The sequence below is a fragment of the Mycolicibacterium lacusdiani genome, assembly GCF_021916785.1.
In the GTDB taxonomy this organism is placed as follows: Bacteria; Actinomycetota; Actinomycetes; order Mycobacteriales; family Mycobacteriaceae; genus Mycobacterium; species Mycobacterium lacusdiani.
Map to the genome: position 1 here is coordinate 555,289 of NZ_JAKCFC010000001.1, position 12,971 is coordinate 568,259.

The following is a 12,971-nucleotide window of genomic DNA, read 5'->3' on the forward strand; positions in this document are numbered from 1 at the left end:
ATGACCAAGGACGTCGAGCTGCCGCGCGTAGCGGTATGCCACTACTCGGGTTTCGGCCACACCGCCACGCTCGCCGCAGCGGTCGCATCTGGGGCGAGGTCGGGTGGAGCGGAGGTGACGTCGATCGCCGTCGCCGAGATCACCGACGCGGACTGGGAGCGCCTCGACGCCGCCGACGCCATCGTGTTTGGGAGCGCCACCTACATGGGCAACGTGGCTGCGGGGTTCCAGACGTTCGCGGAACGGACCGGCCGGCGGTGCGCGCTCGGTACGTGGCGCGACAAGGTGGCGGCGGGCTTCGTCAACTCCGGCGCCAAGAGCGGCGACAAGCTCACCGCGCTGGTGTCGCTGGCCGTCTTCGCCGCACAGCACCACATGCACTGGGTGAATCTCGGGCTGGGCCCTGGGTGGAACAGTGCGGCAGGCAGTGAGCACGACCTGAACCGGCTGGGTTTCTGGCTCGGTGCTGGATCGCAGACCGACGTGGACGCCGACCCCGACCGGGTGCACCCCGCCGACCTGCGAACGTGCGAGCACCTCGGCCACCGCGTCGCGGTCGTGACGCGGCAGCTCATCGCCGGACGCATTGCGGGACAGGCTACTTCAGCGGCTTGAGATCCTGCAGCATCGTCGGCACCAGCTCGCCCACCGTCGGGTGGATGTGCATGGTGCGGGAGATCGCGGTGTAGGGCAGCTTGGCGGTCATCACGTCGAGGATGTCCTGGATCACCTCGTCGCCGCCCACTCCGAGGATCGCGGCGCCGAGGATCTGCTCGGTCTCCGCGTCGACGACCACCTTCATGAAGCCCTGGGTCTCGCCCTTCTCGACCGCACGACCGACGCGTGTCATGGGGCGCTTGCCCACCAACGCCTTTCGCCCCGACTTGCGTACCTCGTCGACGGACATGCCCGCCCGGCCCAGTGGCGGATCGGTGTAGAGCGCGTAGGTGGTGATCCGGTCGCTCACCCGCCGGGGGTCGTCGTCGAACAGGTTGGCCGCGACGATCTCGAAGTCGTTGTACGACGTGTGGGTGAAGGCGCCCTTGCCGTTGCAGTCCCCCATCGCCCAGATGCCGTCGACGCTCGTGCGCAACTGGTCGTCGGTCTCGACGTAGCCATGGGCGTCGGTGGTCACACCGGCGACGTCCAGGCCGAGGTCGTCGGTGTTGGGCTTGCGGCCGGTGGCCACCAGCAAGTGCGTTCCCGACACCGGATCGGCCCCATCGCGGGTGTATAGGTCGAAAGCACCGGATCCGTTGTCGTGTTTGTCGATTCGCATCCCGGTCGCGTCGAGGTGGACGTCGATGCCCTCGGCTTCGAGGATCTCCTTGATCGCGGCCGACACGTCTTCGTCCTCGCGGGCCGTCAGCCGTGGTCCGCGCTCCACGACGGTCACCCGGGCGCCGAACCGCCGGTACATCTGGGCGAACTCGAGCGCGATGTAGCTTCCGCCGATGACCACCAGGTGTTCTGGTAGCTCGTCGAGGTCGAGGATGCCGACGTTGGTGAGGTAGTCGACGTCGTCGAGCCCGGGGATCGGAGGCACGGTGGCGCGCCCGCCGACGTTGAGGAAGATCTTGGGAGCGGTGAGCACCTCGTCGCCGACGCGGATGGTGTTCGGCCCCTCGAAGCGGGCGTGGCCGCGGATCAGGGTGCACCCGTCCATCCCGTCGAGCCAGGACTCCAGGCCGGAGCGGTCGTCGAGCATGATCCGGTCCTTGCGTGCCTTCACCTTGGCCATGTCGACCGTGACGTCACCGGTGCCGATGCCGAAATCCGATCCACGCCTGGCGATGTGGGCGGCGTGGGCGCTCGCCACCAGCGTCTTGGTGGGTATGCAGCCGTAGTTGACGCAGGTTCCGCCGACGAGCTTGCGCTCGATGACCGCCACCGTCTGCCCGGCGTCGGTGAACCGGCCTGCCAGCGGCGGGCCTGCCTGCCCGGCGCCGATGATGATCGCGTCGAATTCGCGTGGCATGTCGGCCATCACAGCGTCGCGACGAGGGCGACCACTGCGAAGCCACCGATCACGGCGATGACGTCCTCGGTCGCTGCGATGGGCAGGTCGCGTCCGCCGTTCTTGGCCACCAGCGCCCGCCGGGCGTGGAACCCGCCCAGCGTGCCCAGCACCGCGCCGATCATGCCTGCGCCAAGTGCACTGAACGTGTGGTGGAATCCTGCGCCGATGACGGCGCCCGCGAAGGCACCGGTGAGCAGACGCGCGATGAACTGCGGCGGAACCGTTCGGGGCGGCGTCTTCGGCAGTTGGTCGGTGATCAGCTCGACGACGAGCAGGATGGTCAGCACCGTGACCGTGATGGGGTGGGCCATCCAATCGGCCCACGTGCCCTCGACGGGGAGCCAGCCCAGCGCGGCCCCCCACGCGACCGCGGCGGGAGGCGTCAGCGCCCGAAGCCCCGCGACGACACCAATCAGAACAGCGAGAAGCAGGACGAGCGCATGCGTCATGAGCAGGACGCTAACACGTCAAAAGCGACAGAACCGGATGTCGGAAGCGAGGATGGCCTTGGCGCCGATGGCCGCGAGTTCGTCCATGATCGCGTTGACGTCGCGGCGCGGCACCAGCGCCCGGACCGCTGCCCAGTCGGGATCGGCCAGCGGTGCAATCGTGGGCGATTCGAGACCGGGTGTCACGGCGGTGGCGCGCTCCAGAACGGTACGCGGGCAGTCGTAGTCGAGCATCAGGTACTGCTGGCCGAACACCACGCCCTGCACGCGCGCAGTGAGTTGCGCGCGCGCCGCGGCGGTGCCCGGATCGGGGTCGGCACTCTCGATGAGCACGGCCTCCGAGTCGCACAGCGAGTCGCCGAACGCCACCAGGTCGTGCAGGCCGAGCGTGCGGCCGGAGCCGACGACATCGGCGATCACGTCGGCAACGCCGAGCTGAACCGAGATCTCCACCGCTCCGTCGAGCCGGATGACCGTCGCGTCGATGCCTCTGTCCGACAGATCCTTTCGAACGAGGTTCGGGAACGACGTCGCGATGCGCGTGCCCGCGAGGTCCTCGACCGTCCAGTCGCGGCCGATCGGGCCTGCGTAGCGGAAGGTGGAGTTGCCGAAGCCCAGCGCGAGCCGCTCGGAGACGGCGGCCCCGGAGTCGGCGGCCAGGTCGCGGCCGGTGATGCCGAGGTCCAGCTGACCCGACCCGACGTAGATCGCGATGTCCTTTGGCCGCAGGAAGAAGAACTCCACGTTGTTGACGCGGTCGATGACGGTTAGGTCCTTGGCGTCCCGGCGGCGGCGGTAGCCGGCCTCGGAAAGGATCTCGGCGGCGGACTCGCTCAGCGCGCCCTTGTTGGGGACGGCGACTCGCAGCAGGTTCGCGGGTGAAGCGCTCACAGCTTCGCGTACACGTCGTCGAGGGTCAGGCCCCGCTTGATCATCAGCACCTGCGTCCAGTACAGGAGCTGGCTGATCTCCTCGGCGAGCGCCTCGTCACCCTCGTGCTCGGCGGCCAGCCAGACCTCGCCTGCCTCCTCGAGGATCTTCTTCCCGAGCCCGTGGACGCCGTCGTCGAGCGCGGCGACGGTCCCACTGCCCTCGGGGCGGGTGCGCGCACGCTCGCTCAATTCGGCGAACAGGGCATCGAAGGTCTTCACGGCAGGCGATTGTTCCACGCCACCGGCCGCCCCGTCACGGCGGTTTCCCTTCACCGCCGCGACGGGTGCATCCGGATCAGGGGTTGGTGGCGGTCTTCGGGCTCGCGATGATCTGCCCGTGCATGTCCTCGAGGTCCATTCCCTTGGTCTCCATGACCCAGCGCCACACGAACAGACCCGACAGCACCGCGCACAGCCCGTAGAAGCCGTAGGCGAGGCCGAGGTGCTCGCGCAGACCCGGGAAGGTGACGGTGATCAGCCAGTTGGCTGCCCACTGCCCCGCGGCGGCGAGGCCCAGCGCCGCGGCGCGGATGCGGTTGGGGAACATCTCGCCCAGCAGCACCCACACCACCGGCCCCCACGACATGCCGAACGAGACGACGAAGAGGTTCGCCGCGATCAACGCGATCACGCCCGACGCTCCGGGCAGGCTCGGGTTGCCGTCGGCTCCGACGGTGGCGTTCGCGAAGATCACCGACATCGTGATCAACGTGACCGCCATGCCGGTCGAACCGATGAGGAGCAACGGCTTGCGACCGATCTTGTCGATCAGTGCGATCGCGATGAGGGTGGTGAGCACGTTGATCACCGAGGTGATCACGGTGTAGATCGCCGACTCGTCGGCGCTGAAACCCACGGCCTGCCACAACACGTTCGAGTAGTAGAAGATCACGTTGATGCCGACGAACTGCTGGAAGATCGACAGCCCGAGGCCCACCCACACGATGCCGTAGATGCCGCCCGTGGGCTTGCGCATGTCCCGCCACGACGGCTTGTCCTCGCGCTCCAGGGTGTCCCGGATGCGGGTGATGGTGATCTCGAGGTTCTTCTTGCCGAGCAGCGTGCTGAGCACCCTGCGGGCCTCGGGGATCTGGTGGCTCGCAACGAGATAGCGCGGCGATTCGGGGATGGTGAAGGCCAGCGCGCCGTACAGCACCGCGGGCACCGCCATCACCAGGAACATCCACCGCCAGGCGTCGAGCCCGAACCACAGCGGTTCGTTGGGGCCGCCGGCAAGCCACTGCAGCAGGTAGTTGACGGCGAACGACGCGAAGATGCCGGAGACGATCGCGAGCTGCTGCAGCGATCCGAGTCGGCCGCGGATGCCGGGCGGGGAGGTCTCGGCGATGTACGCGGGAGCGATGACCGACGCCACGCCCACCCCGATGCCGCCGACGATGCGGAAGAGCACCACCGTCCACACCTCGTGGGCGAAACCGGTTCCGAACGCGCTGATGAGGAACAGCACCGCGGCGATCTTCATCACCGCGATGCGGCCGATCTTGTCTGCGATGCGGCCTGCCGTCATCGCGCCGGCGGCGGCGCCGAGGAGTGCGGATGCGACCGCGAAGCCGAGTTCGGCGTTGCCGATCCCGAAGTCCTCCTGGATCGAGTCGACCGCACCGTTGATGACGGCGCTGTCGTAGCCGAAGAGCAGGCCACCGAGCGCAGCGACCGAGGCAATCCGTACTGCGGTGCGGCCGGAGGAGAAGTCCTCGTCGGTGATCGCCGACGCCGAATCGTCGACGGGCGGACCTTGACCAGCCATGGGGAGTCCTTTCGCTGCGCTGCAGAGACGTGGAACCCATTCAAGCACTCGCGCGCCGTCGTATTGGGTGTTCTGGGAATCGTCCGCGCGCCCCGCGCGATGATCAGATACTCCACGCCTCAACGGCTTTGCCCCCCGGTGCGGGATGCCAAGTGAGACCGCAGGAAGGAAGTAGCCGGAAGGCCCTCAGGCGCTGGGCAGCGGTTCGGCTCTCGGGTCGAGGTCGGCGTGGATGGCGCGCAGGTCCGCCACGCCCAGTCCGGCGAGGCTACCGACGTGCCTGCGCCGCGGACTCTCGGGCACCTCGACGTCGCTGGGCACCACCGCCACCACGCAGCCCGCCGACTCGGCGGCCATCGTTCCGGTCACCGAGTCCTCGACGGCAAGGCAGTGCCCGGGTTGGAGGCCGAGCATGTCGGCAGCGCGCAGGTAGATGTCGGGTGCGGGCTTGCCGCTCGGCACTTCGTCACCGCAGACCGTCGCCGAGAAGTAATGCCGCCCAATGCTTTCGAGCGCCTGCTCGGCGAGGTCGCGACGGGTGTTGGTCACCAACGCCATCGGCACGCCCTCGGCTGCCAGCGCGTCGAGGAGTTCGCGGGCGCCGGGCTGCCACGGCAGGCCCGCCGCGAACAGTTCCCCGGTGTATTCGTGCAGCCAATCGATCTCCCGCGCCGTCGACTCAGCGTCCGCGACCACGCCGAGGTCGGCGTAGACGATCGCCATCACGTTCTCGGCCGACCCGCCGACAGTGCTCTCGCGGACCTCGGCGCTCATCTCGCCACCGCGGCGGCGGTACAGCTCCTGCAGCGCCACGTCCCACAGTTTCTCGGAGTCGACGAGGGTGCCGTCCATGTCCCACAGCACCGCGCGCATGACGCCCATTGTGTCATCGCAGGGCGGTGTCATCCCAATCCCGTTGCGGGCGTCACACGTTGACCCGCTCAGTCCTCCGGGTTGTAGCCGAGGTTGGGGGCGAGCCAGCGCTCGGCCTCCTTCAGCGTCCAACCCTTGCGCTTGGCGTAGTCGGCGACCTGATCCTGACTGATCCGGCCGACCACGAAGTACTGGGACTGCGGGTGGCTGAAGTACCAGCCGCTGACGGCGGCACCGGGCCACATCGCCATCGACTCGGTCAGCTCGATGCCGGTGCGGTCCTTGACGTCCATCAGCTCCCAGAGCGTCGCCTTCTCGGTGTGCTCGGGGCAGGCCGGGTAGCCCGGGGCGGGCCGGATGCCGACGTACTTCTCGCCGATCAGATCCTCGTTGTCGAGCTGCTCGTCGGGCTGAAAGCCCCAGAACTCCTTACGGACCCGCTGGTGCATCCGCTCGGCGAACGCTTCGGCCAGCCGGTCGGCGAGCGACTCGAGCAGGATCGCGTTGTAGTCGTCGTTGGCTGCCTTGAATTCGTCGATCTTGTCTCCGATGCCCAGCCCCGTGGTGACCGCGAACGCGCCGACGTAGTCGGCCAAACCGGTGTCCTTGGGCGCGACGAAGTCGCCGAGCGACCGGTTGGGGATGCCACCCCGGTGCTCGCCCTGCTGGCGCAGGTTGTGCAGCCTGGTCAGCACCTCGGTGCGGCTCTCGTCGGTGTAGACCTCGATGTCGTCGCCCACCGCATTCGCGGGGAAGAAGCCGATCACCCCGTTGGCGGTCAGCCACTTCTCCTTGATCATGGTGTCGAGCATCTCTTGGGCGTCGTCGTACAGCTTGCGGGCCGTCTCGCCGGAGACCGGGTTGTTCAGGATGTCGGGGAACCGACCCTTCATCTCCCAGGCGTTGAAGAACGGCTGCCAGTCGATGTACTCGCGCAGCTCGGCGAAGTCGTAGTCGCCGAACTCGCGCACGCCGAGGCCCTGGGCGGGCACCGGCGGCGTGTAGCCGTCCCACTCGATCGGCGTCCGGTTGGCGCGCGCCTTCTCGAGGGTCAGCATCGGCCGCTCGCTCTTCTGGGCGTGGCGTTCCCGCAGCGAGGCGTAGTCCTTCTCGGTGGCCTCCAGCAGCGCCGGGCGCTGCTTGTCGTCGAGCAGGGCGGCAGCGACCGGCACCGAGCGGGACGCGTCCTTGACCCAGACCACCGGACCCTTGCGACGCGGCGCGACCTTCACGGCCGTGTGGGCGCGCGAGGTGGTCGCACCACCGATCAGCAGCGGGATCTCGAGACCTTGGCGCTCCATCTCGACGGCGAAGTTGACCATCTCGTCCAGCGACGGGGTGATCAGTCCGGACAGCCCGATGATGTCGGCGTCGTGCTCCTTGGCCGCGTCGAGGATCTTCTGCGCGGGCACCATCACGCCGAGGTCGATCACCTCGTAGTTGTTGCACTGCAGGACGACTCCGACGATGTTCTTGCCGATGTCGTGGACGTCGCCCTTGACCGTCGCCATGATGATCGTGCCGTTCGTGTCCTTCTTGGAGGCGGCACCGGACGTCACCTTCTCCGCCTCGATGAACGGCAACAGGTAGGCCACGGCCTTCTTCATCACGCGCGCCGACTTCACGACCTGGGGCAGGAACATCTTGCCCGCGCCGAACAGGTCGCCGACGACGTTCATGCCGTCCATCAGCGGGCCCTCGATGACCTCGATCGGTCGACCACCGGCGGCCTCGATCTCCGCGCGCAGTTCCTCGGTGTCGTCGTCGACGTTGGCGTCGATGCCCTTGACCAGGGCATGGGTGATCCGCTCGCGGACCGGGAGGCTGCGCCACTCGGCTGCGACCGGATCGTCGGCCTTCTCGGAGCTGTTGAACCGCTCCGCGATCTCCAGCAGCCGCTCGGCCGCGTCCTCGCGACGGTTGAGCACGACGTCCTCGATGCGGTCCCGCAGCTCGGGATCGATGGAGTCATACGGCACCAGCGCCCCGGCGTTGACGATGCCCATGTCCAGGCCGGCCTTGATGGCGTGGAACAGGAACACCGCGTGAATCGCCTCGCGGACCGGGTTGTTGCCCCGGAACGAGAACGACACGTTCGAGATGCCGCCGGAGATGTGCACTCCGGGCAGGTTCTCCTTGATCCAGGCGCAGGCCTCGATGAAGTCGATCCCGTACGTCGCGTGCTCCTCGATGCCGGTGGCCAGCGCGAAGCAGTTCGGGTCGAAGATGATGTCCTCGGGCGGGAAGCCGACCTCTTCGGTCAGGATCCGGTAGGCGCGCCCGCAGATCTCCTTGCGCCGCTCCAGGTTGTCGGCCTGGCCCTGCTCGTCGAACGCCATGACGACGACGGCGGCGCCGTACTTGCGGCACAGCCGTGCCTCGCGGACGAACTTCTCCTCGCCCTCCTTCATGGAGATCGAGTTGACGATCGGCTTGCCCTGCACGTTCTTCAGGCCCGCCTCGATGACCTCCCACTTCGAGGAGTCGATCATCACCGGAACGCGGCTGATGTCGGGTTCGGCCGCGATCAGCTTGGTGAAGCGGTCCATCGCCGCGACGCCGTCGATCATGCCCTCGTCCATGTTGATGTCGATGACCTGCGCACCGACCTCGACCTGCTGCAGGGCGACCGAGAGTGCGGTGTCGTAGTCCTCGGCCTTGATGAGGTTGCGGAACCGGGCGGAGCCGGTGATGTTGGTGCGCTCGCCGATGTTCACGAACAGGGAGTCGTCGGTGATGTTCAGCGGCTCGAGGCCCGAGAGCCGGGTGGCGACCGGGATCTCCGGCAGCTCGCGACGGCGCTTGCCCTCGACGGCCTTGGCGATCTCGGCGATGTGCTCCGGCGTCGTGCCGCAGCACCCGCCGACCAGGTTGACCAGTCCGGCCTCGGCGAACTCGGCGATGTACCCGGCCTGATGCTCCGGGTCCTCGTCGTACTCGCCGAACGCATTCGGCAGACCGGCATTCGGATAGCAGGAGACGAAGGTGTCGGCGATGCGCGCCACCTCGGCGATGTACGGCCTCATCTCGGGCGCTCCGAGGGCGCAGTTGAGGCCGACCGCGAGCGGCCGCGCGTGCCTGATCCCGTTCCAGAACGCCTCGGTGACCTGACCGGACAGCGTGCGGCCGGACGCATCGGTGATGGTGCCCGAGATGATCAGCGGCCAGCGGCGGCCGCGTTCCTCGAACAGCGTCTCGATCGCGAACACCGCCGCCTTGGCGTTCAGCGAGTCGAAGATCGTCTCGACGATGAGGAGGTCGGAACCGCCGTCGACCAGACCGTTCGCGGCTTCCAGGTACGCGGCCACCAGCTGGTCGAAGGAGACGTTGCGGGCGCCGGGGTCGTTGACGTCCGGCGAGATCGACGCGGTCCGCGTGGTGGGTCCGAGAGCGCCTGCGACGTAGCGCGGCTTGTCCGGGGTGCTGAACTCGTCGGCGGCCTTACGCGCCAGGGCTGCACCGGCGTAGTTCAGCTCATAGCTCAGATCGGCCATGTCGTAGTCGGACAGCGAGACCGCGTTCGCGTTGAACGTGTTGGTCTCGAGGATGTCGGCGCCCGCATCGAGGTACTCGCGGTGGATGCCCTCGATGATTTGGGGCTGGGTGAGCGTGAGCAGGTCGTTGTTGCCCTGCAGCGCGGTCGGCCACTCGGTGAACCGATCGCCGCGGTAGCCGGCCTCGTCGGGCCGGTCCCGCTGGATCGCCGTGCCCATGGCGCCGTCGATCACCATGATCCGCTCGCGCAGGGCAACCGTGAGTTCCTCGGTGCAGTCTGGGCGGATGTTCGGCTCGAAGACTTCCGGCTCTGGGGATGACACGTACGTTCCTTCCATGACGGAAGGCGTCCTTAACTCTGCCGAGCGTGGCGGTAACCGAGGTGGGACCAGGCCCCCCGGGGCAACCGTTGCAACGCCTCTCGACCGACCAAGTCTACGTCGTCGTCCGACCGACGTCTGGGACGCCCACTAGTGCGCCGCGGCGCAGCACTTCGGTCCACATGGTAGTCGCTCGCCCCGAAACGTCAGGGCGACAGACCCGCCCGACGGTGCCGCTCCCCCGTCCGGTGCAGGGCTTAGGCTGAGATGGTGACAGACCTGCCCGAACTGCATGACCCCATCGTGGTCGCGGCCTTCGAGGGGTGGAACGACGCCGGGGATGCGGCAAGCGATGCGCTGGAGCATCTCGACGCCATCTGGGAGGCCGACACCATCGTCGAGATCGACGACGAGGCGTACTACGACTACCAGGTCAACCGCCCGGTGATCCGCCAGATCGACGGCGTCACCCGGGAGCTGGTGTGGCCGTCGCTGCGCATCTCGCACTGCAGACCGCCGGGCAGCAATCGTGACATCGTGCTGATGCACGGCGTGGAGCCGAACATGCGGTGGCGCACGTTCTGTGCGGAGCTGCTCGCGATCGCCGACAAGCTGAACGTCGAGACCGTCGTCATCCTCGGGGCCCTGCTGGCCGATACCCCCCACACGCGGCCGGTGCCGGTGTCGGGGGCGGCCTACTCCCCCGAGTCGGCGAAGTTCTTCGGGCTCGAGGAGACCCGGTACGAGGGGCCCACCGGCATCGCGGGCGTGTTCCAGGACGCGTGCGTCGCGGCAGGCATTCCCGCCGTGACGTTCTGGGCAGCCGTCCCGCACTACGTGTCGCAGCCGCCCAACCCGAAGGCGACCGTGGCGCTGCTGCGGCGGGTGGAGGACGTGCTCGACGTCGAGGTGCCGCTCGCCGACCTGCCTGCCGCTGCCGAGGAGTGGGAGCAGGCGGTCACCGAGATGACCGCAGACGACGAGGAGATCGCCGAATACGTGCACTCCCTCGAAGAGCGCGGTGACGCGGAGGTCGACATGACCGAGGCGATCGGCAAGATCGACGGCGACGCGCTGGCCGCGGAGTTCGAGCGCTACCTGCGCCGCCGCGGGCCGGGCTTCAGAGGGTAGAGGCTAGGCCGACACCGAGCGCACACCCTTGGACCGGTCGCGGTCCAGGTAGCGGGCCTTGGAGGCCTCGAACTTGGCCGCCTCGGCCTCCATCCGCCCGATGAGTTCGGCGAGTTCCTCGCGGCTGCCTTCTCCCGCGCCGGTGAGGTCGTCGCGGTCGAACACCCGCCAGTACCGCAGCACGGGCAGCACGACGTCGTCGAGGTGCTGACGCATGTCGTAGATCCCGCCGACGGCCATCTTGACGGCGTTGCGGCGGAAGTTGGGGATCGAGAACCCTGGCATCTGGAAGTTCAGCAGAATGCGGTAGATCGAGTGCATCGCGCGGTCGGGTGCCAACTCCAGCGCCGACGCAGCGAGCCCGCGGTAGAAGATCATGTGCAGGTTCTCGTCGGCGGAGACCCGCTTCAGCAGGGCGTCGGCATAGGGCTCGGCGCACGCCCGTCCGGTGTTGCGGTGCGACACGCGGGTCGCCAGCTCCTGGAAGGTCACGTAGACCAGCGCGTCGAGCATCGACTCGGGCGCCACGGAGCCTTGGCCCTGCTGGCCGGGGCTGAACCCGGCGGTCACCTGCTGCATGCGCGCCTGCTCCAGGGCGACCGGGTCGACCGCACGGGTGACCAGCAGGTAGTCGCGCAGGGCGATCCCGTGCCGGTTCTCCTCGACGGTCCAGCGGTTCACCCACGCGCCCCAGGCGTCGTCGAGGCTGAAGTGCTCGGCGATCGCACGGTGGTACGACGGCAGGTTGTCCTCGGTCAGGAGGTTGGTGACCATCGCGATCCTGGCCACCTCCGTCAGTCCGGAGTCCTCGGGCGTCCACACGGTTCCGACGCCCGCGCCGGCAGCGGCCGACCACGGCACGTAGTCGTGCGGGTTCCAGTCCTTGGTCGCCGCGAGGTGCAGGTTCATGCCCGCTTCGGCGACGGGTTCGAGTTCCCGGAGCAGTTCCAGGTCGCTCACCGTTCGCGCCATCGTTGGCCTGCCGTCCGCTCGTCGAGTCTGATCAGCGGCCGGTTGGCATCGCGATGAGTGTCGAGGCTACCGGTCGGTGCGCTGAACCCCGGGGAGGCTGGCTAGCGACGCCGGGTCATTCCCCCCGGAAGCCGTGATTGCGCTCGCTGGTCCAGCGGCCGAGCGCGGCGACCTCGGCGTCCATCCTGGGCAGGATGTCGGGCACCATCGCGCGCACCGGGATCTCGCCGACCCGGGTGGACATCACCGGCTTGAGCCACCGCAGTGCGCTCACCCACCCGGGACAGAAGATCCGCGACTTGCGCTTCTCGATGCCCTTGACGAACGCCTCGCCGCACTGCTCGACCGACGTGGTCGCCGACAGCGGGCCGGGCAGCCGCGACAGCATCTCGGCGAACGTGGACATGTCGGTCTTCGAGTCGCGGACCATCGCGGTGTCGATCCACGACATGTGGGCCGAGCCGACGTCGACGCCGCGGTAGGCGACCTCGAGCCGCAGGGCGTTGGCGAATTGCTCGACGGCCGCCTTGGACGCGTTGTACGGCGCCAGGCCGGGCGCCGCGGCGAACGCGGCGAGCGACGAGACGATCAGCACGTAGCCGCGCCGGTCGATGATCGACGGCAGGGTCGCCCGGACCGTGTGGAAGACGCCGAGCACGTTGATGTCCATCAGCCGCTTGAACGCCTCGGGGTCGACCTGCAGCACCGACCCGTAGCTGGCGATGCCCGCGTTGGCCACCACCACGTCGATGCCACCGAACTTTGCGATCGCCGCGTCGGCCGCGGCCTGCATCGCCGCCAGGTCGCGCACGTCGGCCACGACGGTCAGCACGCGCTCGTTGCCGAGCGCGGTGGCGGTGCGCGCAAGCTGCCGCTCGTCGACGTCGGTCAGGACCACCGTGGCGCCCCTGGCGTGCAATCCGTGCGCCACCTCGGCGCCCACACCCGCTGCTCCACCGGTGATCAGGACTACGCGACCGCTTACGGAGTGACTTCTGGACATGACGCGAA

The 12,971-nt window shown here is 68.3% G+C and carries 11 protein-coding genes; 2 read left to right on the forward strand and 9 right to left on the reverse strand.

Going from position 1 to position 12,971, the window contains the following annotated elements:
- Positions 1 to 615, forward strand: coding sequence for a flavodoxin family protein (locus tag LOK44_RS02790; RefSeq protein WP_237568542.1), 615 nt, complete (start codon positions 1 to 3; stop codon positions 613 to 615).
- On the opposite strand, the gene LOK44_RS02795 is transcribed toward LOK44_RS02790, so the two are convergent.
- The 7 genes from LOK44_RS02795 to metH form a co-directional block, all read right to left on the reverse strand.
- On the reverse strand, positions 599 to 1,978 hold the full coding sequence (locus tag LOK44_RS02795; protein ID WP_237568543.1) for an FAD-containing oxidoreductase: 1,380 nt from the start codon (positions 1,976 to 1,978) through the stop codon (positions 599 to 601). The two genes, LOK44_RS02790 and LOK44_RS02795, sit on opposite strands and share 17 nt — an antisense overlap.
- Positions 1,979 to 1,986: 8 nt before the next feature.
- The gene (locus LOK44_RS02800; protein ID WP_237568544.1) at positions 1,987 to 2,469 is read right to left on the reverse strand and encodes a DUF4126 family protein; all 483 of its coding nucleotides are present in this window, start codon (positions 2,467 to 2,469) and stop codon (positions 1,987 to 1,989) included.
- Between the two features lie 18 nt (positions 2,470 to 2,487).
- Entirely contained in the window at positions 2,488 to 3,339 is an 852-nt protein-coding gene (hisG, locus tag LOK44_RS02805; RefSeq protein WP_237568946.1) for an ATP phosphoribosyltransferase, read from the reverse strand.
- Positions 3,340 to 3,356: 17 nt separating this feature from the next.
- The gene (locus tag LOK44_RS02810) at positions 3,357 to 3,638 is read right to left on the reverse strand and encodes a phosphoribosyl-ATP diphosphatase (RefSeq protein ID WP_163917037.1); all 282 of its coding nucleotides are present in this window, start codon (positions 3,636 to 3,638) and stop codon (positions 3,357 to 3,359) included.
- A gap of 58 nt (positions 3,639 to 3,696) precedes the next feature.
- Entirely contained in the window at positions 3,697 to 5,169 is a 1,473-nt protein-coding gene (locus LOK44_RS02815; protein ID WP_237568545.1) for a sugar porter family MFS transporter, read from the reverse strand.
- Between the two features lie 186 nt (positions 5,170 to 5,355).
- Positions 5,356 to 6,042: an HAD family hydrolase gene (locus LOK44_RS02820; RefSeq protein WP_237568546.1), complete on the reverse strand. Its 687-nt coding sequence runs from the start codon at positions 6,040 to 6,042 to the stop codon at positions 5,356 to 5,358.
- A gap of 68 nt (positions 6,043 to 6,110) precedes the next feature.
- Positions 6,111 to 9,773: a methionine synthase gene (gene metH / locus LOK44_RS02825; RefSeq protein WP_372481181.1), complete on the reverse strand. Its 3,663-nt coding sequence runs from the start codon at positions 9,771 to 9,773 to the stop codon at positions 6,111 to 6,113.
- A 351-nt stretch (positions 9,774 to 10,124) separates the two neighbouring features.
- On the opposite strand from metH, the gene LOK44_RS02830 reads away from it, so the two are divergent.
- Positions 10,125 to 10,988: a PAC2 family protein gene (locus LOK44_RS02830; RefSeq protein ID WP_237568548.1), complete on the forward strand. Its 864-nt coding sequence runs from the start codon at positions 10,125 to 10,127 to the stop codon at positions 10,986 to 10,988.
- 3 nt (positions 10,989 to 10,991) lie between these two features.
- On the opposite strand, the gene LOK44_RS02835 is transcribed toward LOK44_RS02830, so the two are convergent.
- Both LOK44_RS02835 and LOK44_RS02840 read right to left on the reverse strand, forming a co-directional pair.
- Positions 10,992 to 11,960: an acyl-ACP desaturase gene (locus LOK44_RS02835; protein WP_237568549.1), complete on the reverse strand. Its 969-nt coding sequence runs from the start codon at positions 11,958 to 11,960 to the stop codon at positions 10,992 to 10,994.
- A gap of 115 nt (positions 11,961 to 12,075) precedes the next feature.
- Positions 12,076 to 12,963, reverse strand: a complete 888-nt coding sequence (locus tag LOK44_RS02840; protein WP_237568550.1) for an SDR family oxidoreductase — start codon at positions 12,961 to 12,963, stop codon at positions 12,076 to 12,078.
- Positions 12,964 to 12,971: the final 8 nt, after the last annotated feature.